The sequence below is a fragment of the Clostridium sp. C8 genome, from assembly GCF_001010885.1.
Lineage (GTDB): Bacteria > Bacillota > Clostridia > Clostridiales > Clostridiaceae > Clostridium > Clostridium sartagoforme.
Map to the genome: position 1 here is coordinate 77,570 of NZ_LBMX01000109.1, position 23,913 is coordinate 101,482.

Genomic DNA, 23,913 nt, shown 5'->3' on the forward strand with positions numbered 1-23,913 from the left:
CCTTAATTTTAAAGTCCTTAAAATAATATTAATATTCTATGTCTTCCTTATTAAAAACCTCTTATATACGCTTTCAGTTAGTGCTCCATAATTAATATCATAACCAGACTATTTGAGCGCGGAATGACCTACTTTCCTATAAAACATAATTTAATATAAAAGACTCTATCTTATTGAATATAATAAATATGATATAATACAATCATTAACAGACTTAATTTATATAGTAAGTCTAATATTTAATTGAGAGGTAAATATGAGTACTTTAACTAAAACAAAGCATAGTAATCTAGAATCAGCTATAGATTTTAAACCTATTCATATAAATAATGAAAACTTATTAAAACCTGAAATTCTTAGAGCTATTGAAACTGGTTTAATAAATAGTTCACTGGCTTCAAATTTGGCATTAATACCAAAATTAATAGTAAATGACTACTCTAAAGGAAGCAAAGTATTAACTGAAATAATATCCGAATTAAATAAATGTACTGAATTTCTTATATCTGTCGCTTTTATTACAAGTAGTGGCATAACTCCTTTATTAGAAACATTTAAACAATTAGAGCAAAAGGGTGTTAAAGGTAAAATCTTAACTACGGATTATCTAAATTTTAGTGAACCTAAGGCTTTAAAAAAGCTTCTTGAATTTTCAAATATTGAACTTAAAATATATAACAAGGAAAATTTCCATACTAAAGGATATATTTTTAAATATAATGATCATTACAAGCTAATTGTAGGTAGCTCAAATCTAACCCAATCTGCCCTAACGAAAAATAAAGAATGGAATTTGAAGATTTCCTCTTTAGAAAAAGGCTCCTTAACTGAAGGTGTTATTGATGAATTTCATCACCTTTGGAATGATGCTGATGAGTTAACCTTAGATTGGATAGAAACCTATGAAGATATTTATAGACAACAAATTAAATATACTAGAAAAAGTACTGTTCCAAGTCTTGCCCAATATAAATTAAAACCTAATAAAATGCAGGTATCCGCAATTCAAGGTTTAAATAAAATTAGAGAAAATGGTGCTGATAAAGCTTTATTAATTTCTGCAACCGGTACTGGTAAAACTTATTTATCCGCTTTTGAATTAAGAAATTATAACCCTAATAGAGCTTTATTTATAGTACATAGAGAACAAATAGCAAAACAAGCCTTAAACAGCTTTAAAAATGTATTTGGTGATACTAGAAGTATGGGAATATTATCTGGCTCAAAAAAGGACATTAATAAAGATTTTATTTTTTGTACAATTCAAACCTTATCAAAACCTGAGATATTTAATAGCTTTAAAAAAGATGAATTTGATTACATTATAATTGATGAGGTTCATAAGGCTGGGGCTGAAAGTTATCAAAGAATAGTTGATTATTTCTCTCCTAAATTTCTATTAGGCATGACAGCTACACCTGAGAGAAATGATGACTTTGATATATTTAAAATGTTTAACTATAATATTGCCTATGAAATTCGTCTTCAACAAGCCCTTGAAGAAGATTTACTTTGTCCTTTTCACTATTTTGGTATATCTGATATTAAAGTTAATGAAGTTGACTTAAAAGAAAAAACTGATTTTAAACTTTTAGTTTCTGAAGAAAGGGTTAATCATATTATTGATAAAATTAATTTCTATGGATATTCTGGTGATAGAGTAAAAGGATTAATATTTTGCAGTGATAAAAAAGAAGCCCTTGAGCTTTCAGATATATTTAATTTACGAGGCTATAAAACAGTAGCTTTGACTGGGGATAATACACAATCTGAAAGAGAAAATGCAATTCAACGTTTAGAGCAAGATGAAATAGAAAACTCTTTAGATTATATTTTTACAGTTGATATTTTTAATGAAGGAGTGGACATCCCCACTATTAATCAAGTTGTGATGTTAAGACCAACTAAATCCTCAATTATCTTTGTTCAGCAATTAGGTAGAGGCCTTAGAAAAGATAACTCTAAAGAATATGTTATTATTATAGATTTTATAGGAAATTATAATAGTAACTTTCTAATTCCCATTGCTTTATCAGGAGATAGAACCTTCAATAAAGATAATCTTAGAAAATATGTTCTCGAAAGTAATAGAGTTATCCCAGGATGTTCTACAATTAATTTTGATGAAATATCTAAAAAAAGAATTTTTGAATCTATTGATACTGCTAATTTTAATGATATTAAGCTAATTAAAGAAAGTTATACTGCTCTTAAACAAAAGATTGGTAGAATTCCAAGTTTAATTGATTTTGATGTATATGAGTCTATTGATCCATTAAGAATCTTTGATAATAAAAGTCTTGGATCCTATTATAAATTCTTAAAGAAATATGAAAAAGAATATAAAATAGAACTTGATGATTCACAAGCATTATTTATTGAATTTATATCAAAAAAATTATCTTCTGGTAAGAGAATTCATGAACTTATTTTACTTAAATCTGCTATTACACATAAAGATAATTTAATGGCTAGATTGAAAGAAGAATTGAAATTAAATTACAATATAGATTTTAAAAATATTACAAAAACTAATGTTGTAAATGTTCTTACAAATGAATTTCCAACTGGATCTAGCAAAAAAACATATTCTGAATGTATCTTTATAGAAAAATCAGATTCTGATTATAATATTTCTAAGATATTTAATAAACATCTTAAAAATGAAAATTTTAAATCTATGGCCTTAGAATTAATAGATTTTGGAATAACTAGATATAATAATTATTATAGTGATAGATATATGAATACTAATTTCAAACTATACCAAAAATATACCTATGATGACGTATGTAGATTATTAGAGTGGGAAAAAGGAGAAGTTCCTCTTAATATAGGTGGCTATAAATTTGATAAAACTACAAAGACCTGTCCTGTATTTATCAACTATGAAAAATCTGAAGATATTAATGCAACTATAAATTACGAAGATAGATTTGAATCACCTTCTCATTTACTTGCTATATCGAAGGCAGGAAGAACTGAAACTTCTGATGATATTGTCCGTGCTTATAATGCTGAAAATGAAGGTATCGAAATGAGTTTATTTGTAAGAAAAAATAAAGATGATAAAATTTCAAAAGAATTTTACTTCCTTGGAAAAATAAAAGCTATTGGAAAACCACACACATTTATAATGAAAAATACTGAAAAAACAGCTGTAGAAATTAACTATCAACTACTTACCCCTGTTAGAGAAGATATTTATGAATATATAACTTCATAAAATAATTAAAAGTGATAATACTTCATTATTAGAATGTAATATTATCACTTTTTCTTACATATTTTTAATAGCTTCAACAACTAAAATATCTGCTGGAACCCATTCTGGTTCATCTAACTCATCTAAGGTAATCCACTTTGAATCATTGTGGGCATTTAAATTTAATTTACCACCTGAAATTTCACAAATGAAACAATGCATAGTTAAATGAAAATTTGAATAATCGTAATCTATTGTTATTAAAAATTCTAATACATCTATATCTAATTCTAACTCTTCTTTTATTTCACGAATAAGTGCTTCTTCTCTTGATTCTAGTTTTTCAATTTTTCCTCCTGGAAACTCCCACATATCTGCAAAGTCCCCACTTGCTCTACGGGTAATAAATATTTTATCTTCTTTTTTTATTATTGCTGCTACTACTTCAATTGTTTTCATATGTTAATTCCCCTTTATTACGTACTTATGAATAAATTTAAACCTAGTAATATTTTACCACAATACCACTAGGTTTATAAATTTAATATTTATTAAATAATTCAAATATCTTATCTAATATACTTTACTAATCTTACTATATACTGAATATTTATAGGTACTTTTTAATTATATTAATAATATCTTCCCCATACTTACTTATCTTCACGTCTCCAAATCCAGATACCTTTTTTAATTCTTCATTACTTAATGGCATTTTAGAAATTAAATCATTTAATTGTTCATTATTGTATATAAAATATGGTTTTATATTTTCTTGCCTACTTTTATTTAACCGAAAAGATTTTAATTCCTTATAAATTTCTGTATCTTCTATATTTACTTTATTACTTATGTATTTATTATAAGTTTCTTTAACTATATTTATATTGCTTTTTATATAATCTGTTTTGCCATCTTCAACTAAATATTTATTATATTTTTCTAAGTAAGATATATCTTTTTCTTTATGAATTTTAAGGAAGGATTCTGCCCAAGAAAATAATGCTTTCTCTGACATTTCTAGTTCTTTAGATTTATTGTAATTATCTTTTATATAACTAACTAATTGATCTGCCCTAATAACCTTATCTTTAATTTCTTTCTTTGCAAATCTTGAATTAAGTAAAGTTTTAGGATTAGCTAAAACTACTACTGTCTTATATGAACTTTCAAATAGCTTGTCTGTAATAAATTTCATTATTACATTTGACTTATTTTCTATAGCTATTTTTTCATTAACTTTAAGTGTCTCTCATTCTGAGTTATTGGTGAGTATATTCCTTCTTTAATTTTTTTACTACCGAAATCTATATTTCTAATAAAGTCACCTTGATTATTTATTTCTATATTTCCAAATAAATTTTTACACTCAATTACAAAACAAATCTTTTTTGTAATAACTAGATAATCTATTTGAGAACTCAAGTCATCACTTTCTATATACAAATCATGTATTATATACATTGGCATATGACTATTTCTTAGTTCAAACTCAATATTTTTTTCACCTATGATTCCATACTCAATGCATTTTATTTCTTTTTTAATTTTTTCTTTTCCTTCAGAATTTAATTTTGGTTCTAATTCCTTTAACTTTTCTATTTGCTCTATAGCTTTACTACTTTCCTTTAAAAACACAGGTTCCCTTAACCTATCAAATAACCCCATATATGCCTCTCCTCTGCGTAAAGTAAATTTTTTGTATTTGTAATATAGTTATATTTTTTACAAATGTACCCATCTAATAAAATTCTATTACAAAGTTTTTTTCATGTCAAATTTTGCAAAAACTTAATTTTGTTTGAGAAGAATGCTCTATAATGATATTTTATTAAAATCTTGGAATTTTATAATTAAATTCCCTAGTTAAAATCTATTGAACATATAAATTAAAAGTGTTATTATAATTTCATAAAGAAGAGTCAACTTGAAAACAACTCTTTAAAAGTTCTGAAATATGCGTTAAGCTCCTATTTTGAACCTACACATTTGCTACGGGAGTTCAATATTTAGATAAGGAAATGTACCATCATGTGAGGCCCTTAGATGGCATTGAAGGAGATTGATATATCTGTGAGGACACCCACCTATCGAGAGATAGGGATCAAAATCGGAGTACCGGTATTTTGGATAATTTTCTAGGGAAAGCTAAGACTATTACTTATTTTTAATAAGTAATAGTCTTTTTATAATTTCCTTCAGTTTTAAGTGAAAATATGTAAGTTTGCGTTGACTTGGAGCAAAGCGAGGTCATAAGCAAACTTACATATTTAACTTTATCTTATAAAGTTAGTTCTAACTGTTTCTTCTCTTTTTGGATATTCTATCCCTGCATTTTTACCGGCTTCTATACATCTAAGAAGCCAAGCCATATTTTTCCCAAGAGTCCTCATTGTTTGCATTCCTTCTTTATCTTGAAGAACTTCTTCTCTTGTATTTCCATGAACCATGTTCCAATATTGAGAAGATACAATTGGCATACAGCTAATTGTAAAATATTTGTTTATTTGATCGAAAGCTGAACTTGCTCCACCACGACGACAACTAACTATAGCTGCACCTGGCTTATTTTTAAATATACTGCCATCACTATAATAAACTCTATCTAAAAATGAAGTTAACATTCCTGAAGCTGAAGCATAATGTACAGGTGATCCATATATAAATCCATCTGCGTCTTTAGCCTTGTCCAAAAATTCATTAACTATATCATTTCTAAAACATCTTTTACTATCACGACATGCACCACATCCAATACATCCAGCTATAGGCTTATTTCCTAACTGAAATATTTCTGTTTCGATGTTTTGTTTTTCTAATTCCTTTGCTACTTCTAACAGCGCAGTATAAGTACATCCATTTAAATGTGAACTTCCATTTACTAATAATACCTTCATATATCTTACTCCCTTTTTAATTTAAAATTTATATACTTCTTAATATATGTTATAAAAAAAATATTTATTATCAACATCTATTATAAAACTTTTATTCTTAGCTTTCTAATTTTCTTTATACATTTAAGAAGCCAAGAATTATTGACACAATTATACACATTAGTATATAATTTACTTGAATTTAAAAGGTAATAATTTATTTTATAAATTTTGAAAACTACTTTATGCTTGGGAGGAAATAAATATATGAGTAAAGATAATAATGGCTTGAGTTTTTGGGGAGTTGTAGGTGCTGTACTTGTAGCATTAATAATATTCTCATTATGTGGTTAATATGATACAATATGATTTCTATACCGAAGATGATAAACAAAATGTTTTTTTTATATTATTATCGGCAATCCTTTTTTATATTAATGAACTAATAAAATTTAAGGTAGATGTACCTTATTTAGGATATTTACTTAGAAATCATTATAATGATTTTTGGGGTGGATTTTCATTCATGGCTTTATTAAACGTTATCCTACTTTTTAGTAAATATAATAAAATAAAAAAACTTACAATCATTCTTCTTTTCGGGCTAATGTGCAGCATATTTTGGGAAGTAATCACACCAATTTTTTTAGTTACTAGCACGGGAGACTTTTGGGACTTTGTTTCATATATTTTAGGATTTTCATTTTATTGGCTAATAAAAAAATTAAAAAACAAAGATACAACTTATAGTATTTATTGATTTCTTCTCAATTTTAAATCTTTTAAGAAAAATTAAAGCCATTACTTAATTTTAATAAGTAATGGCTTTTTTATATTTATTTTCTATATAATTATAAGGCTTTGATAATTCACCCTATTATTTATCTAATAGGACAAATTCCACCTTCGCACCCTTCATTTCCAATATCAAATTCGACCTCTTCTTTTTCGTATTTAGATATTAATGAAGGTACAAAAGGCTTCATTTCTTTCACTCTCTTTTCATATTCTTCCTTATTTATAGCTTCATATGGTAATAACTCATAAAAACTATCATCTAGTGGCAGGAATGATACAGCAACAACTGAATCCCAATTATCCCATACCCACTGTTCAACTTCTTCCCACTCATGATTTCTAACATGAACAGTTATTGAACAATTATGCTCAACATAGTTTTCCATAAACATCTTGTAATTTTCAAGTTGTTCTATAGCACTTACTTCATACTTAGTTTTTCCTTCTGGAGCCTTAACTGGGAATTCCACTACTTTAGTTGTGCAATTTTCAATACTTTGGCCTACCTCTGGTACTACTGGATAGCCTAATTCCTCACATACTTTAACTAATGGATCATCACTTGATATTCTAACACGTCTTATAAAGTATGGTGAATGTGAATAATGCACTCCACTTGATACTGTAGGTAATTGAGATAATGTACCTTCTGGTTTAATTGTAGTTACTAAAAGTGGTTCATTTTGTCCTAATTCCTTAGCATACTCTAATGCGGCATCTTTTGCTGCCTTTTTTAGTTTTCTAAGCAATTCTGCTTCTTGCTCCTTAGTAAAGCTAGTTGCATTTATCATGTCTTGCCATCCAGTTAATGAACATCCAATTAATTTATCTCTTTGCTGTACTCTATCCCAGTCTGGAAGTTCAAGTTCTACACAAGTCATTCTATATCCTGCTCTTGCTGATAATCTTTGTGCTTCAAGTAATGCTTTTTCATCTAAGCTTCCATTTTCTTTAACAAAAGCAAATACATTTACAGTTGTTAAATTACATAAGCCTTGTGAATCTAATAATATTTCACCACATGGATTAACTCCATTCATATTTGGCCTTCTCTTCTCAGCAGCTTCAGCATTTATCCATCCTGGTTCCCCTGAATATCTCATTTTTTCTATATTCCATTTTAATCTTTCTCTAGATGGCTTCTTTGTATAATAAATTGAATTATTGCTCATTTGTCTATGAATTAAATCTTTATTAACACTCCACTTGCCATCTTCTTGCTTATATAAATTAGATTTTGCTTCTATACATTCTTCATCATTAGCATCAATTATTACCATTTCAGCAGTTCTTCTAACGCCACCTACTACAACATTTTCTCCAATAATGTTAGCAATGTCTAAACAGTCTATAGGTGAAAGCTTAATATTATCTTTTTCTAATAAAAGTGATTTTCTTTTTATTACCTTATCAATTTTGTAGAACATGTTTTTTAAGCTTTCATGTCCAGATGCTGTACCTCCAAAGGTTCTAAGTCTTTCTCCTTTTGGTCTTACATGAGAATAATCTATAATTATTGTATTTATATTTCTATATTGGCTTCTTCCAACAAGATTTAAGAAATGCTCTAGTGCTTGAACCCATCCTTCTTTTGAGTCTCCTATTACAATTTCAGCTGAAGTATTATTATAAAAAACTAATGATGTACTATCTTCTCTAAGCATTTTAGGCTTCTCTACATAATCCTTATGAATTAATTTATAATTAGTTCTAAGTTTAGGTATCTTATTTACATCTTCTCTAAGAACTCTTACTCCAACTCCAGAACCTATCATAAGTAAATAAAACAAATCTGTAAAAGCCTGGAATGAATCAATTTTTTGGAATGCACAATTAAAATTACTCATAGGATATTGCTTAGAAACATTTGTATTTCCTACCCAAAAAGTTCTTCCAGATAAAAATTGCCTAAGGTTAAATACATTATCATATAGTTTTTCTGCTTCTTCCTTTGATGTTGGCACTATAGAAGTATTATATTCTACAGCTCTTCTTACAGTTTCCCACCAATACTCTCTTCTTCCTTGTTCCATAAGAAATCTAGAATATGTTCTATAATAAACAAAGTTACCTAATTGACCCATAGGAGATGAATTGTGTTTGTATTTGCTTACAAAATCATCTTTTATCATCTTATAGGCTTCTTTACTTAAATTTTTTCTTCTTTCTTTTTCTTTTTCACTTCTATATATTATATATCTTTTTGCTACATCTTTTCTTTCACTATCCATCAATTTGAACTCTACAACATCTTGTATATCTTCAACTTCATGATACTTTTCAGGTCTATTAGATAAACTTATAAATACCTCATTTGCTATTTGCTCACTTAAATTATGATCTACTCCAATTTTAGTTTCTTCCATTGCCTTTTCAATTGCCTTAACTATTTTATCCTTAGTAAAATCTACTAAGTTTCCATCTCTTTTTCTTACTTTCATATTAACACCTCATAAATTATAGTTAAATTAATAATACTAGATAAATTTCATTATTTATCCATCTATATAATTATACTACATATTGTGTATTTATCCATAGTATTTTTAAAAATATACAATATATTGTTATTATGATGTGAATAAGTTAATATTAGTATCTTCTTTATCTGCAAATTGACTATTATAAAGATCTTTATAAAAACCGCCTTGCTTAATTAACTCTTCATGAGTTCCTTGCTCTATTATATTTCCATTGTTAATTACTAGTATTAAATCAGCACTTTTTATTGTTGAAAGTCTATGCGCTATAACAAAACTAGTTCTACCCTTCATTATATTTCTCATAGCTTTTTGTAGTAATAATTCTAATCTAGTATCTACCGAACTTGTAGCTTCGTCTAAAATTAATATAGCCGGATCTTTAAGTATTGCCCTAGCTATAGTTAAAAGTTGTTTTTCTCCTTGAGATATATTTGATGCCTCTTCGTTTAAAATCATATTATATCCATCTGGCAAGGTCTTAATAAAGTGATGAACATTTGCAATCTTAGCAGCTTCTATTATTTCTTCTTTTGATGCACCAAATCTACCATATTCAATGTTATCATAAATACTTCCATTAAATAACCAAGTATCTTGAAGAACCATACCAAACATAGCTCTTAAATCTTCGCGTTTCATATCTTTTATATCTACACTATCAATTTTAATTGAGCCGCTTTGAATTTCATAAAATCTCATTAAAAGGTTAATTAAAGTAGTTTTACCTGCTCCAGTTGGTCCAACTATAGCTACCATTTGACCACTTTTAATCTCTGCACTTAAATCTTCTATTAATATCTTATCTTCATTGTAACCAAACTTTACATGTTCAAAACTTACATTTCCTTTTGGATTTTCAAGTTTATTAGTATTATTTGAAACTTTCACCTCTTCTTCTTCCTCTAAAAATTCAATTACCCTTTGAGCTGCAGCTACTGCTGATTGTATTGCTGATGATAATTGAGTTACTTGAGATAAAGGTTGATTTATTTGCCAAATATAACGTATAAATGCTTGAAGATTACCAACAGTTATGCCTCCTGATATTACTGTTATAGCACCTACAACACCTATTGCTGCTATTCCTAAATAGCTAACAAGACTTACTAAAGGCGACATGATACTTGATATAAATTGAGCTTTAAAGCCTGCTGCACACAATTCTTCATTTGCTTCTATAAAATCACTTAATGAATCTTCTTCTTTACCATATAACTTTATTTCATTAAAGCCAGTATACATTTCTTGAACTCTTCCATTAAGTCTTCCTAAAGCTGCTTGTTGCTTATTAAATAACCCTTGTGATTTTTTTACTATTATATTAGTAATTAAAATACTTAATGGTATTATTAGAGTTGCTAATATTGCAAGTTTAATATTAATTGAGTACATCATTATAAGTGCTAAGCTTAGTGATAAAATAGCATTTATTACTTGAATAAAGCTTTGCTGTAATGCATTTGAAATAGTATCAACATCATTTGTAATTCTACTTAGCACATCACCATAACTATGACTATCAAAATATCTTATAGGAAGTCTACTTATTTTTCTTTGAACTTCATTTCTAATATCCCTCATAGTATTTTGAATTGCATTTGTTAATAAAAAGCTTGCTATAAAAGTTGAGCCAGCACTTCCTATATAAATCAGAAATAGCAATATTAATACTTTAATTATATAATTAAAGTTAACTGAAGCTCCGGTAACTCCTTTTACCATATCTTCAACATCTTTAATTAATTGAGTAATTATTAATCCTTCAGTTCTTGGCGCTATTGCTACAAAAACTGCTGATGAAATTATAAATAAAATAGCTCCGAAGAAAGACCATTTATACTTATTAACAAAAGGAGAAATCTTTTTTACTACTAACTTAAATTTATTCATTATGCTAATTCCTCCTCTGTAAGTTGTGATATTGCAATTTCATGGTATATTTCACAATTTTTTAAAAGTTCCTTATGAGTACCTATCCCTACAACTTCTCCTTCATTTAATACAATAATTTTGTCAGCATCCATTATAGAACCTATTCTTTGAGCCACTATTAATACTACCGAATCTCTTGTCTCAGCTTTAAGCCTTTTTCTTAAAACTGCATCTGTTTTAAAATCTAAAGCTGAAAAACTATCATCAAAAATATATATTTCTGGCTTTCTAACTATAGCCCTGGCTATTGAAAGCCTCTGCTTTTGTCCTCCTGATACATTTGATCCACCTTCACTTATTGGTTCATCAAACTTTTTAGGTTTACTAGAAATAAAATCATATGCTTGAGCAACTTTAGCTGAATATTCTATTTCTCCAGTTTTGGCATTCTTCTTACCAAATTTTATGTTGCTTGCAATACTACCTGTAAACAAAAGATTTTTCTGTGGAATAAAACCTATCTTTTTACGTAAAGCCTTTAAATCATATTTTCTTACATCTATACCATCTATTTTTATACTTCCTTTGGTAACATCATAAAACCTTGGTATTAAATTAATCAATGTACTTTTACCACTACCTGTACTTCCTATAAAAGCAATAGTTTCTCCCTTTTCAGCTTTAAAGGATATATCTTTAAGAACAGGAACTTCTCCATTTGGATAAGTAAATGATACATTATCAAATTCAATAACACCCTTTATTTCTGTTTCCTTAATCCCATTTTCAGGATTTTTTATTATAGGATTTTCATTTAAAATCTCGGTAATTCTATTAGCAGATACTTGAGCTTTAGGGTACATAACAAATACCATTGAAAATAGCATAATAGAAAACATTGCATGGAATAAATACTCTATAAAAGCTACTAATTGACCAACTTGAAGTACTCCTATATTTATCATCTTACTTGAAACCCAAAATATAACAATAATTGCTATGTTAAGTAAGAAAAAGAAGGTAGGCTGAGAAACTGCCATAAGCTTATTTAACTTTTTAGATGTATCTGCATACAAATCATTAGTTTTCTCAAATCTTTTTCCTTCATATTTATCATTTCCAAAAGCTCTAATTACCCTTATTCCTGTTAGATTTTCTCTAGAAATTCTATTTAGTTTATCTAACCTCTCTTGTAATTTTTCTGATAAAGGTTCTGAAGTTTTTACTATTACTACAACTCCTAAAATTATAAATGGAATTACTACGGCTAAAATCAGAGATAATGATAAACTGGTTCTAAGTATCATTATTAAACTTACAGTAAACATTACAGGTGTAAGTAAAGCTGTTCTTAAAAGTGTATTAGTAAACTGTAAAAGAACAAAAGCATCATTTGTAGTTCTTGTTATAAGTGATGACACTCCAAATTTATCGTATTCTGTATGTGAAAATTCCTGTGCTTTTTTAAATATATCATTTCTTATATCTCTAGTAATACCTGTTGAAATTCTAGATGAACAATACCCTAATAATATTGTTCCAATAACTCCAATTATAGATATAAATGCTATAATAAATCCCATTTTTCTTATATAGGTAATATCATTATTGATTATTCCATTGTCTATAACCTTAGCCATAATAGTAGGAATTCCAAGCTCTACTAAAGCAAATCCAAATACCGATATTATGTTTAAAAGAATAAATGGCTTATAGTTTTTTAAATATTTTAGTATTAATTTCATTACTGTATTTCACTTCCTTTCTTTAATTGAATCAATATAAAATAAAAATGAAATTTCTTCATTAATAACATTTTAATTTTCTTATAATACTTAATTCAAATTATCCCAACATTTTATCATAAGTTATGTTAAAAAGCTATTTTTTATAAATATTGTAAAACATAGATATATGTAATCTTTTTATTCATTGCTTTTAGGTAATCTAAATTTAAATAAAATTATAGCTTTTTATCCTTATTGCAATTTATTGCCCCCTTTGATAAACTGAATTTATGATGATGAAAGGGGGATATTTATTGTTAGATTCTATTGATAATGAGGTTTTAAGTAATCTCACTAAAAGTGAATTATCCATATTACAATATATTGATAATAATGCATCTAAAGTCCTAAGTATGAGTATCCATGAGTTATCTGAAAATGTATTTTCATCAACAGCTACAATTTTACGTTTATGTAAAAAGCTAAATTTTAGTGGCTATTCGGAATTAAAATTTGTATTAAAAAATAACCTTGCTTCTAAAAAAACTTTAAATAGTAATCCTTTGTCTGATGATAACATATTATTAGATTTATATTCTCAAGTTGAAAATACTGGTCGTCTTCTAAATACTAAGAATATAGAATCAGTAATAAGTTACCTCTTGAGTGATAAAAAAATCCATTTATTTTCTACTGGGATAACAAATGTAATTTCTGAATATATGCAAAGATATCTCTTGGCAGTTGATCGATCTGTAATCTTATATAAAATAGATAAATTGTCTTTGGATTCTACTATTAGTTTTACTAAAAATGATGTTTTAATTTTAGTAAGTGTTACTGGAAATGAACCATCTATACTAAAAATTGCTAGACTTGCCCAAAGCAATAACGTTCCTATTATAGCTATTGCTCCACTTACAAGCAGTCCTTTATCGCAGATAGCTAATATTACTCTATACTTTTATTCAAAAGAACGTTCTTTTTCTAATTATGATATATCAAATAGAATTTCTATTTTTTATATAGTTGATATGTTATTAGAGTATTATTTTTATCATTTAAGTAGTTCTAAAAATAATAATAATGTTTAAAGGAAGGAGAGATAAAGTGCTTAATAATTTTGATTCTGATGCTGTTAAATCTTTAACTTCAAATGAGGATATTATATTACAATATATTATTTCTCATAAGGATGAAGTTATAAAAATGAATATTAATCAATTAGCACAAAATACTTATGTATCTACTGCGACTATCTCTCGTTTATGCCATAAATTAAATTTAAAAGGATTTAGTGATTTAAAATTCAAATTAAAATCTGATAATTTACATAAAAATGATTTATTATCTAATAATACATTAGAAAATAAATCTTCTGAAATAAATGATATAATTCCAAATAGCCTTAAAAGATTAAAGAACACTGTTGAGAAGCTCAATGTAGAGGATTTAAATTATATAGTAAATTGCTTATGTAGTGATAAAAATATTCATATTTTTGCTAGAGGTCTTACACAAATGCCTCTAGAATATCTCTCTAATACGCTATTATCCTTAAATAGATCTTCTACATTTTATATTGATCCACCACTTATTTATCGTGCTGCTTCTCGTATGACTTCAAATGATATTATGATTATTGGGAGCTCAGGTGGAGCTACAATACCAATTATAAAGACAGCAGCCCTAAGTAAATCCAATGCTGCTATCGTAATTGCAATCACCTCAGACCCTTCTAGCGAATTAGCTAGTATTGCTGATATAACCTTATATGGTGAAATTGAACGGAAGGACTTTTTTGGAATAGATATTAATTCAAGATTATCAATTCAGTTCATTATAGAAGCTATTTTAGAACTTTATATTAATAAATTAAAAACTAACAACATTTTATAATTATTGAATTATAAAAAAAGAGCAACATAAAAGTTGCCCTTTTTTATAATCTATCTTTTCATTGCGTCTTTTACTTGCTTAGCAATTTTTTCAATCTTTGGTCCATAAACCACTTGAATATGAGTATCTGATGGTTTAACTATTCCCATTGAACCTGTAGATTTTAAAAGTGCTTCATCTATTAAAGACATATCTTTAACATCTACTCTTAATCTTGATATACAATTGTTTACAGCAATTATATTATCATATCCGCCTAGTCCATCGATGATTTTTATTGCTAAACTTGTTACTCCTCCAACATTTTCTTCTTTAGAAACCTCTTCTTCATCTTCACTAACATCTATTGAAATATTTCTACTTGAAAAATACCATTTGAAAACAAAATAGTATATAACTGCAAATACTATACCAACTAACACTATTACATACCATCTTGAACCTGGAACTAAAACACCATAGATTAAAAAGTCTATAACTCCGCCTCCTGTATTACCAACTCCAACACCTAATAAGCTTAGTAGTCCAAAAGAAATTCCTCCCATAACAGCATGGAATAAAAATAATTGTGGAGCGATAAACATAAATGCAAATTCTAACGGTTCAGTAATTCCTGATACAAAACATGCAGCTACTCCTGCAATCATTAATGCTTTTACTTTTGACTTTTTCTCTATTGGAGAAGTCTTGTAAATGGCATATGCTGCTGCTGGCAGACCAAACATCATAAATGGCATTTTACCTTGACCTAAGAAAGCTGTAAATTGTCTTAATTCTGAAATAGGAACTGAATCAAAGAACTTTAAGAAAATATTTAAGCATCCTTCAACTCCTTGATATACTCCACCAACAGATGTAGTACGGAATACTCCATTTAAAACATGATGTAATCCAGTTGGAATTAATATTCTTTCTAAGAAACCAAATATAAATACTCCTACTGATCCTAAACTTGCTATTAAAGATCCTAACCAGTTAATTACTGATGAAACTGGAACCCAAATAAATGGCATTACTTGTCCTAAAAGCGTCATAGCTCCAATAACTACAATAGCAACAAATCTTTTTCCTCCATAGAAAGCGATTGCAACAGGAAAATCAACATTAAAAAACTTATTATGAAGAACTGCGGTTAATATACCTGTTATCATCCCTGCAAATGCACCCATCTCTATTGTATCTGCTATACCTAAGATAGTTGACATTTTTAGTGAACTAAAATCAAAGAATCCTGATCCTATTACTAAAGATGCACTTAATAGAAAAACATAATATCCTATAAATCCTGCAAATGCAGCAATTTCTTTTTCTTCTTTTGCTAGTCCAAATGCTATACATATTGAAAATAATACCGGAATCATACCAAATACAGTTGAAGTAATCGTTTTTATAACGGTTATTATATAATTAAATGATTGTAATTTTAAAAATGGTAGCAAATCTTGAACTTGTGGTTTTAGAAGTGCAGATGTTAATCCTAATAATAGCCCTGCTGCTGCTAAAGTAGCTATTGGTAACATTAAGCTTCTACCAAGAGCTGAAAAAAAACCCATAACTTTATTATTATTTTTTCTCATTTATAATTCCCCTTTTCTAAATTTATTTTAAAGGCTTTTATAGCATGAGCTGCCAAATTGATATACAATTCAAAGCTTTCAATATAGGCAGCTCCATACACAATTACTATTTAAACTCTGGCCAGTAGCCTTTGTTTGCTTCTATTAATGCATCTAATACTTTTCTTGCTTTCTTAGCATCATTAACTAATCTATTTAAAGTAAATGCTTGAAGTGCTTTAGAATATGATTTTTCATAATAAGCATCCACTAGTAATTTTTCACTTGATACTTGATTAACTAATAATCCTAAGTAAAATTGAGGTATGTTTCCAACCCCCATAGGTCTTGGTCCATTTATACCAAGTTCTGCAACTACTTCTACCATTGCATCATCTTGCATATTGTTTATTGATCCATTATTTTCTGTTATTATAATATATCTTCTATTTTGATTGTAAGCTATTGATTGAGCTACTTCTATCATCATTTCAGCATGAGCATCACTTTCAATTTTTACTCTGCCTTCTGTTGTACCCGCAGCTGCAACTTCTCTACATTCATTAAATACACGATTTTCTCTATTAGCCATAACTTCATCAGCTCTTGTAAAGTTTGGATCAAGATGTGAAACTTTATATTCTGGATATAAATAATATTGATCATAAGTGTTTGGTAAGTAATCAGGGAAGTCTTCCATTATTGTTTGGACCATTCCATAAGTATCTAACCAAGATTTATCTCTTTGCTCTGCATCTTGAGGTAAAAATCCTCTTTCTTTTATTAATTGCTTTAATTTAGGTAATAAATCTTCTCCTGTCTTTCTATCATATATATTAGTAAACCATCCATAGTGATTTAATCCAAAATATACAGGATCTAAATCCTTCCAGTCACATCCTAATAGTCTACTGCATGAACGTACAACATTTTCAGGTTGATCGCATATGTTTAAAATTTTCTTATCATTTGGAAATTCTCTTCTTAATGCTTCTGCAACTATAGCTGCTGGATTAGAATAATTTAATATCCATGCATTTGGAGAATATTTTCTTATATCATAAACAGCTTCAATCATTCCTACTATAGATCTTAATCCATAAGCCATTCCACCAGCTCCACAGGTTTCTTGTCCAATAAGCCCCATACTTAATGGAATATGTTCATCTTGGGCTCTCATCTTAAGTCCACCTACACGCATTTGCATAAATACAAAATCCATATCAGTATAAGCTTCTTCGATATCTGTAGTATAGCTAAATTCAACCTCTGGATATCTTTCCTTCATTAATATTTTTCCAAACTCACCAATTGGTTCTTGTCTTTCTGCATCTATATCAAATAAAACTAATTTATTTAATGGAAATTCTTCCTTCAATCTACAAAATGATTTTAAAAATCCTGGTGTAAATGTACTTCCACCACCAACTATAACAACATTATATCTTTTCATAACAATCACTCCTAATATTAATTTTATAATTACTGCGACTAAGTTTTAAATTATAACTAAAATTTATAAAAACGGCCGTTTCTTTTCTATACTCATATTCTATATTCTGATATCGTTTTAATCAATAAGTTACAAGCTTATAGTCATGAATGATTCAATATGTTATTTGTGACATGAAAAGTAATTTTTTACTCTATTTATCTTATTTATAATAAGTAAAAATAAATATAGTAAAAGGAGCCATATTTTTAGGCTCCTTTTACTATATTTATGGAATTCTATAATAACTCTTTTCTTAATTCTTCAGCTGATTTTGGTGATAAATAGCTAAATGGTATATCTAGTACAGTACGAGCTCCCCTTTGACCTTCTTTATATAATCTATAAACTGCTCTTGCATAAGCTACTAACACGCTTGAAGTAAACTCTGGATTACTATCAAGTTTTAAACTGAATTCCATTCTTTGATTTGTACTTTCTCCAGTAATTCCTGTACGAATAACAAACCCACCATGTGGCATCCCTTTATGATTCTTATTCATTTCTTCTTCAGTTATAAAGTTCACTGTTGTGTTATAGTGCGCAAAATAGTTTGGCATATTTTCAATTTCATTTTTTATGTCCTCTAAATTAGCCCCATCCTCTGGCACGACATAACAAATTCTTTCATGTTTTTCTTTAATTGAAAGTTCTTTATTTTTTCCAGTACGAACCATTTCAATAGCACTCTCAATTGGTACCGTATATTGAACTCCATTTTTAACACCTTTTACTCTTCTAATTGCATCTGAGTGCCCTTGACTTACACCTTTTCCCCAAAAAGTATAATCTTTTCCTCTTGGAAGTACTACCTCTCCTAAAAGACGATTTAATGAAAATAATCCTGGATCCCAACCAACTGATATAAGTCCAATAGTACCAGAGCTTTTTGCTACATCATCTAACATACTAAAATATTCTGGTATCTTAGCATGAGTGTCAAAACTATCTACCGTATTAAACATTTTTACAATCTCCGGCGTCTGTTGTGGCAAATCAGTGGCAGAACCTCCACAAAGAATCATAACATCAATTTTCCCCTTATAATTCTCAATTTCTGAAATATGTAACATTTTTGAAGTCGCTACTAACTTATCTGGATTTCTCCTTGTAAAAATAGCCTCTAATTCAAAATCTGAATTTTGTGCTAAGGATAATTCTACACCTTTTCCAAGGTTTCCATACCCTACAATACCTACTCTAATCTTATTGCTCATAAATTTTCCTGACTATAAAGTCAGGTGCCCCCTTTCTATAATTTATATTTTTAATTTAGCCATTCTTCTATTAAATTTATAATAGCTATATCATGTGATATGTTTAATTTTTTACATTTGTCATCAAATTTTTCATATAGTTCATTTGGTACATTTATAAAGAACTTCGATTCGTCTTGTGATATATTCCTCTTTATACTAATGTCATCATTATTGATATTATCATTATTAATATAATTATTATTATATTCTACAATAGCATTTTTAGCAGTTTCATCTGCTAAGTCATTATATATACTTTCGTTACTATGAGCTTTAACTTTTATAAAACATATTTCAATTTCATTACTAAATTTCTCAATATTTTTTACATATTCTTGTGTATATTCATTTTTGGCTTGCCATTCTCCGCTAGCCCATAATGAAATGTTTTTCAAATCATGATATATTGCTACTCTTTTAGCCTTATATTCTTCTTTTGCTATATTTAAAGCTAATTTTGTTGCCTCTAACTCTCCTACGATATTCCATTGATTCCATTTATCATAACCAGCACAAGAATAAAGCTTATGCTCATTATTTTCTAAATTTAAGACTACTACACCTGATCCATATGTTTTGCTTTCTTTATCATAACTACCATCTACAAATGCAATAAATTCATATTTATCTTTTAATTCATTATAATCTATATAAGATTTAAAAACATTTATTTTAGCAGAACTTCTGATTGGTGTAATAAGGCTTTCTTTCTCTAAATTATACTCTACTTTTTTCTCTTTACTTTTTATATCTTCTTTAGAAATAACTATTCCTAAAAAGTCGTTAGCTTCTTCAAGTGTTGAAAATCCTTGATATTTTGCTCCTGGAAAACCATCTATGCTTTTTTTACACTCATCCCAATTATCAAATATACCTATTTCTCTACCTACTTTAACTGCATAAACCTTTTTTTTAGCCATATTTAACTCTTCCTTTTTTATTATATTTAACATAACTACTTATAAATATAAAATTTAATTCAAAATTACTGTAATATCTGAATTTTACTTATATTATTTGAAAAATAGCCTTTATTTTCATTTTATCATATAAATTTAATTTATGACTATTTATTTTAGCTTATATAATTCTTTAAGAATGCTATATTAATGATTTATATATAAAAAATAAACAAGTTGCAATATATTATTGTCACTTGTTTATTTCTCTATTTACTATATTACTTATATATTACTAAATAGTATTCATTATTAGTCTATTCGCGTTAACTTTAGGGTTTCTCCATTTCCTATAATTATAGGAACTTTCTCTATTCTAACAATACTAGTATCTATTCCAAACCATTTCTCTGGTGAAACAGTTAATTTCTTTATTAATAATTTAGTACTTGTAACAAAATTATCCCATCTAGATAATTCACTTTCATTTGAAAGTATTTCTTGTAATAATACAAATTTAAAATCTCCAACAAGATGCTTTTTACTATGACCAATCATATATTCCTTTGGAGTATATTTTATCTCCCCACTACGCACAAGGTCTTGAATAACTTGATATAAAAATATATTAATCTTTTGTTCTACACGAAATCCAAGGTTAAATTGAATATAAAATGCTTCATTTGGTACTATTGTTTTTACATTATATTCTTTTGTATATGGCTCATCTGTTACCTTAACATTTACAAACCAATAAAATTTTGCACGCTTAGGTTGCTTATTAAAAATTGAAAAGATTATTTTACTTTCAATTTCTTCATAATTTTGAGATTCTGTTAAATATACAAGATTTGTTGCAAATAAAGGTAGTTCCTTATCATCTTTTAATGATCTAAAGTGCTTTTTAAAACATAATATACCAACGTACTGACTAAATCTCTTTCTTATAACTGTACCATAAATCCATATATACATTAAAAATATCAATGCACCAGCAATTATAATTGTTACATATCCACCATTAATAAATTTAAATAAGTTAGCATACAAGAAAGCAGCCTCTATAATAGTAAAAACAATAAAAATCATTATTGCCATTGATGATTTCTTTTTAATATACCTTATGTATTGAGATAATAATATAGTTGTCATAAGCATTGTTATTGTAATTGCTAGTCCATATGCAGCTTCCATATGTTCTGATTTTTTAAATTTTAGTACTAATAGTACACATCCAATATAAAGTAACATGTTTACTGCTGGTATATAAACTTTGCCCTTATCTTCATTTGGATATCTAACTTGAAGCTTTGGAAATAAATTCAACTTAATAGCTTCAGAAACTAATGTAAATGAACCAGTTATAAGGGCTTGACTAGCTATTATTGCTGCAATTGTAGCTATTATAGTGCCAGGTATTATAAACCATTCCGGCATAATTAAGAAAAATGGATTTTCTTTAATCACGTTTCCTTCTCTTAACATAAGCCATGCACCTTGACCTAAGTAATTAAATATTAAACTTATTTTTACAAATACCCATGTATAATGAATATTTCTTTTACCACAATGCCCAAGATCTGAATAAAGAGCTTCTGCTCCTGTAGTGCAAAGAAATACTGCTCCTAAAATATATACACTTCTAGGACTTGTTATTAATAAGTGTATACCATAATAAGGATTTATAGCCTTTATTATACCCGGGAATTGCAGTACTTGGACTATACCTAAAATAAATAACATTACAAACCATATAACCATCATAGGTCCAAAGACTTTTCCTATTACATCTGTTCCAAATCTTTGAAGCAAAAATAATAGTGTTAATATAGTTATTACAATTATAATTATACCTCTTGTTTCAATTGGTATAACTAAGTTTAGTCCTTCTATTGCAGAAGTTACAGTTACAGGTGGTGTAATCATTCCATCTGCAAGTAATGTTGCCCCCCCTACAACAGCAGGTATTATTAGCCATTTAGCCTTTTTTCTTACCAAGGTATATAATGAAAATATTCCTCCTTCACCTTTATTATCAGCTTCTAAAGTTATCATTACATACTTTATTGTTGTTTGAAGGGTCAATGTCCATATAACAAGAGACACCCCTCCTAAAATAAGATCTTTTGATACATGTCCATTGTCTACCATAAGCATTGATTTCATAACATAAAGCGGTGATGTTCCTATATCTCCATACACAATACCTAGTGCTACTAAAAGAGATGCTATACTAACTTTTTTGTTAACTTTCATTTTGTATACCTTCCTACATTTCTTACAATATTAATTCATATAACTACATATTACGCAATTTTTTTAATCTCTATTTGTAAAAGTTATTATTTTATAGAATAATGTCGCTCTCAAAATCAATATTTTATAGCAATATTATATTTAAAACAACATGCTTATATCCTTATATGAACGTTAATTTTATCTATCTATCCCCGTTATCTCAAATCTTGCATATATTATCTCTTTATTTATATTTTTTATGCTGATTTTCTTTAGTTTTTATAAAAAAAGGACTGTGAAATAATATATTTTTAATATTATTTCCACAGGCCTTATACTTCTGTCATATTAACTTTTATATATTAGTGTAACGTCTTCCTTTTGGTACTATAAATGGTGAAGAGGATATTCAATCTGTTAATATATATTCTCCTTATCTATTTTATTGATAGCTTAACAGCAGCTGCTAATGCTGCTCCAGAAGATTATCACAGTTTAGTAGTGAATTCCTCTTTCTTAATTAGAATAGTCATTTTAGTTCCTTCACCTATTTTACTTTCACAGTATATTTTCCCACCTAAAAGCTCTAATATCCTTTTTACAATAGAAAGGCCAAGACCATTTCCTAAATTTTTATGCGATTCATCACACTGATAAAACCTTTCAAAGATTCTAGTTGTTTTTTCTTCTGAAATACCAATTCCTTCATCACAAATTATTACCTCTACATTATCATCCATAGAAGTTAATATAATTTTAATAGTACTTTTAGGTCTTGAGTATTTAATTGCATTATCAATTAAATTTGTCCATACCTGATAAAGTAAATCATAATTACTCTTAATAATGACTTTATCTAGCTGCAGATCAAAATTATTCTCTCTGTTATCCCATTTTTCTGATAACATAATTATGCATTTACGAAGCTGTTCATCTAAAGAAAATTCTTTGTTCTTATCAACAATAGACTGATTGTCTAACCTAGAAAGCTGTAACATATTTTCAGATAGTTTTGATAATCTTACTGATTCATTATATACATATCCTAAATACTCTTGTTCTTCTTCTTTACTTAATCCACCATCCATAAGTAGTTCTGAAAATCCTGTAATAGCAGCAACAGGAGTCTTTACCTCATGGGATACATTGCTCATAAAGTCTTTTCGCATATAATCCATTCCACTTAATTCAGCTGACATCTTATTAACACTTTCAGCAAGTTCATCAATCTCATTGCTATACTCATATTTTCCTCTTAATTTTTCATTTCTCTTAATTTTAACTGTAAAATCACCTTCTGAAACTTTTTTTACTGCATTACTAACTTCTATAATAGGCTTTATAAAATGTGCTGTACCTACCCAAAGAAGTATTCCACCTAATACAATCGTCATAATACAAGCAAAAATGCACATAAAGATTGATATTGGCATTGTAACTTCACCCTTATAAAAAAGCTTCATGCCTAGCAGTACAATAACACAAGAAATAATACATGAAAAAGTCAGTGTAGCAATTGCTACTAATGAAAAGTGTATTCTTAATGACATTTTTAATTTTTTTTGCTTTTTCTTAGTTCTAATATTACTTAGTTTCTTCATAATTCTCT

General features: G+C 27.8%; 17 protein-coding genes and 1 other RNA gene. 5 read left to right on the forward strand and 13 right to left on the reverse strand.

Annotated features, from left to right (window positions below; translation table 11 throughout):
* The first annotated feature begins 256 nt into the window (after positions 1 to 256).
* On the forward strand, positions 257 to 3,226 hold the full coding sequence (locus tag AAT22_RS18025; protein ID WP_047002258.1) for a DEAD/DEAH box helicase: 2,970 nt from the start codon (positions 257 to 259) through the stop codon (positions 3,224 to 3,226).
* Between the two features lie 54 nt (positions 3,227 to 3,280).
* Here AAT22_RS18025 and AAT22_RS18030 read toward each other — a convergent pair whose 3' ends face one another.
* From AAT22_RS18030 to AAT22_RS19490, 3 genes are all read right to left on the reverse strand, one after another.
* Positions 3,281 to 3,664, reverse strand: a complete 384-nt coding sequence (locus tag AAT22_RS18030) for a (deoxy)nucleoside triphosphate pyrophosphohydrolase (RefSeq protein WP_047002259.1) — start codon at positions 3,662 to 3,664, stop codon at positions 3,281 to 3,283.
* Between the two features lie 151 nt (positions 3,665 to 3,815).
* A complete protein-coding gene (locus AAT22_RS19485; RefSeq protein ID WP_242849842.1) occupies positions 3,816 to 4,403 on the reverse strand; it encodes an HRDC domain-containing protein in 588 nt (195 codons plus the stop codon).
* Between the two features lie 26 nt (positions 4,404 to 4,429).
* On the reverse strand, positions 4,430 to 4,873 hold the full coding sequence (locus AAT22_RS19490) for a nuclease-related domain-containing protein (protein WP_242849843.1): 444 nt from the start codon (positions 4,871 to 4,873) through the stop codon (positions 4,430 to 4,432).
* A gap of 276 nt (positions 4,874 to 5,149) precedes the next feature.
* Here AAT22_RS19490 and ssrS point away from each other — a divergent pair.
* Positions 5,150 to 5,342: non-coding RNA, 6S RNA (gene ssrS, locus AAT22_RS18905), on the forward strand.
* Positions 5,343 to 5,481: 139 nt separating this feature from the next.
* On the opposite strand, the gene AAT22_RS18040 is transcribed toward ssrS, so the two are convergent.
* Positions 5,482 to 6,102 (reverse strand): flavodoxin family protein, encoded by a 621-nt coding sequence (locus AAT22_RS18040; RefSeq protein WP_047002260.1) that lies wholly within the window; start codon positions 6,100 to 6,102, stop codon positions 5,482 to 5,484.
* Between the two features lie 334 nt (positions 6,103 to 6,436).
* On the opposite strand from AAT22_RS18040, the gene AAT22_RS18045 reads away from it, so the two are divergent.
* Complete coding sequence (locus tag AAT22_RS18045) at positions 6,437 to 6,841, forward strand: hypothetical protein (protein ID WP_047002261.1); 405 nt, start codon at positions 6,437 to 6,439, stop codon at positions 6,839 to 6,841.
* A 121-nt stretch (positions 6,842 to 6,962) separates the two neighbouring features.
* On the opposite strand, the gene nrdJ is transcribed toward AAT22_RS18045, so the two are convergent.
* From nrdJ to AAT22_RS18060, 3 genes are all read right to left on the reverse strand, one after another.
* Positions 6,963 to 9,320 (reverse strand): ribonucleoside-triphosphate reductase, adenosylcobalamin-dependent, encoded by a 2,358-nt coding sequence (gene nrdJ / locus AAT22_RS18050; protein ID WP_047002262.1) that lies wholly within the window; start codon positions 9,318 to 9,320, stop codon positions 6,963 to 6,965.
* 129 nt (positions 9,321 to 9,449) lie between these two features.
* Positions 9,450 to 11,252 (reverse strand): ABC transporter ATP-binding protein, encoded by a 1,803-nt coding sequence (locus AAT22_RS18055; RefSeq protein ID WP_047002263.1) that lies wholly within the window; start codon positions 11,250 to 11,252, stop codon positions 9,450 to 9,452.
* Positions 11,252 to 12,979: an ABC transporter ATP-binding protein gene (locus AAT22_RS18060; protein ID WP_047002264.1), complete on the reverse strand. Its 1,728-nt coding sequence runs from the start codon at positions 12,977 to 12,979 to the stop codon at positions 11,252 to 11,254. The genes AAT22_RS18055 and AAT22_RS18060 overlap by 1 nt, the downstream gene beginning before the upstream one ends.
* Positions 12,980 to 13,275: 296 nt before the next feature.
* Here AAT22_RS18060 and AAT22_RS18065 point away from each other — a divergent pair, with 296 nt between their 5' ends.
* Together AAT22_RS18065 and AAT22_RS18070 are read left to right on the forward strand one after the other, a co-directional pair.
* Positions 13,276 to 14,055: a MurR/RpiR family transcriptional regulator gene (locus AAT22_RS18065; RefSeq protein WP_047002265.1), complete on the forward strand. Its 780-nt coding sequence runs from the start codon at positions 13,276 to 13,278 to the stop codon at positions 14,053 to 14,055.
* A 16-nt stretch (positions 14,056 to 14,071) separates the two neighbouring features.
* The gene (locus AAT22_RS18070; protein ID WP_084820802.1) at positions 14,072 to 14,860 is read left to right on the forward strand and encodes a MurR/RpiR family transcriptional regulator; all 789 of its coding nucleotides are present in this window, start codon (positions 14,072 to 14,074) and stop codon (positions 14,858 to 14,860) included.
* A 50-nt stretch (positions 14,861 to 14,910) separates the two neighbouring features.
* Here AAT22_RS18070 and AAT22_RS18075 read toward each other — a convergent pair whose 3' ends face one another.
* The 6 genes from AAT22_RS18075 to AAT22_RS18100 all read right to left on the reverse strand — a co-directional run bounded on the left by AAT22_RS18075 (position 14,911) and on the right by AAT22_RS18100 (position 23,905).
* The gene (locus tag AAT22_RS18075; RefSeq protein ID WP_047002267.1) at positions 14,911 to 16,437 is read right to left on the reverse strand and encodes a PTS transporter subunit EIIC; all 1,527 of its coding nucleotides are present in this window, start codon (positions 16,435 to 16,437) and stop codon (positions 14,911 to 14,913) included.
* A gap of 106 nt (positions 16,438 to 16,543) precedes the next feature.
* Entirely contained in the window at positions 16,544 to 17,869 is a 1,326-nt protein-coding gene (locus tag AAT22_RS18080; protein ID WP_016208221.1) for a 6-phospho-alpha-glucosidase, read from the reverse strand.
* A gap of 278 nt (positions 17,870 to 18,147) precedes the next feature.
* On the reverse strand, positions 18,148 to 19,125 hold the full coding sequence (locus AAT22_RS18085; protein ID WP_016208220.1) for a diaminopimelate dehydrogenase: 978 nt from the start codon (positions 19,123 to 19,125) through the stop codon (positions 18,148 to 18,150).
* Between the two features lie 50 nt (positions 19,126 to 19,175).
* Positions 19,176 to 20,087, reverse strand: a complete 912-nt coding sequence (locus tag AAT22_RS18090; RefSeq protein WP_047002268.1) for a ribonuclease H family protein — start codon at positions 20,085 to 20,087, stop codon at positions 19,176 to 19,178.
* A gap of 291 nt (positions 20,088 to 20,378) precedes the next feature.
* Positions 20,379 to 22,322, reverse strand: coding sequence for a KUP/HAK/KT family potassium transporter (locus AAT22_RS18095; RefSeq protein WP_047002269.1), 1,944 nt, complete (start codon positions 22,320 to 22,322; stop codon positions 20,379 to 20,381).
* 470 nt (positions 22,323 to 22,792) lie between these two features.
* Positions 22,793 to 23,905, reverse strand: coding sequence for a HAMP domain-containing sensor histidine kinase (locus AAT22_RS18100; protein ID WP_047002270.1), 1,113 nt, complete (start codon positions 23,903 to 23,905; stop codon positions 22,793 to 22,795).
* Positions 23,906 to 23,913 lie beyond the last annotated feature (8 nt).

What these genes read in the sequence shown, in the direction of transcription:
- AAT22_RS18085 (WP_016208220.1), bottom strand. Translation starts at nt 19,125, where the DNA reads ATGAGCAATAAGATTAGAGTAGGTATTGTAGGGTATGGAAACCTTGGA.
- AAT22_RS19490 (WP_242849843.1), bottom strand. Translation starts at nt 4,873, where the DNA reads ATGGGGTTATTTGATAGGTTAAGGGAACCTGTGTTTTTAAAGGAAAGT.
- AAT22_RS18045 (WP_047002261.1), top strand. Translation starts at nt 6,437, where the DNA reads ATGATACAATATGATTTCTATACCGAAGATGATAAACAAAATGTTTTT.
- AAT22_RS18090 (WP_047002268.1), bottom strand. Translation starts at nt 20,087, where the DNA reads ATGGCTAAAAAAAAGGTTTATGCAGTTAAAGTAGGTAGAGAAATAGGT.
- AAT22_RS18075 (WP_047002267.1), bottom strand. Translation starts at nt 16,437, where the DNA reads ATGAGAAAAAATAATAATAAAGTTATGGGTTTTTTTTCAGCTCTTGGT.
- AAT22_RS18095 (WP_047002269.1), bottom strand. Translation starts at nt 22,322, where the DNA reads ATGAAAGTTAACAAAAAAGTTAGTATAGCATCTCTTTTAGTAGCACTA.
- nrdJ (WP_047002262.1), bottom strand. Translation starts at nt 9,320, where the DNA reads ATGAAAGTAAGAAAAAGAGATGGAAACTTAGTAGATTTTACTAAGGAT.
- AAT22_RS18080 (WP_016208221.1), bottom strand. Translation starts at nt 17,869, where the DNA reads ATGAAAAGATATAATGTTGTTATAGTTGGTGGTGGAAGTACATTTACA.
- AAT22_RS18100 (WP_047002270.1), bottom strand. Translation starts at nt 23,905, where the DNA reads ATGAAGAAACTAAGTAATATTAGAACTAAGAAAAAGCAAAAAAAATTA.
- AAT22_RS19485 (WP_242849842.1), bottom strand. Translation starts at nt 4,403, where the DNA reads ATGAAATTTATTACAGACAAGCTATTTGAAAGTTCATATAAGACAGTA.
- AAT22_RS18040 (WP_047002260.1), bottom strand. Translation starts at nt 6,102, where the DNA reads ATGAAGGTATTATTAGTAAATGGAAGTTCACATTTAAATGGATGTACT.
- AAT22_RS18055 (WP_047002263.1), bottom strand. Translation starts at nt 11,252, where the DNA reads ATGAATAAATTTAAGTTAGTAGTAAAAAAGATTTCTCCTTTTGTTAAT.
- AAT22_RS18060 (WP_047002264.1), bottom strand. Translation starts at nt 12,979, where the DNA reads ATGAAATTAATACTAAAATATTTAAAAAACTATAAGCCATTTATTCTT.
- AAT22_RS18030 (WP_047002259.1), bottom strand. Translation starts at nt 3,664, where the DNA reads ATGAAAACAATTGAAGTAGTAGCAGCAATAATAAAAAAAGAAGATAAA.
- AAT22_RS18025 (WP_047002258.1), top strand. Translation starts at nt 257, where the DNA reads ATGAGTACTTTAACTAAAACAAAGCATAGTAATCTAGAATCAGCTATA.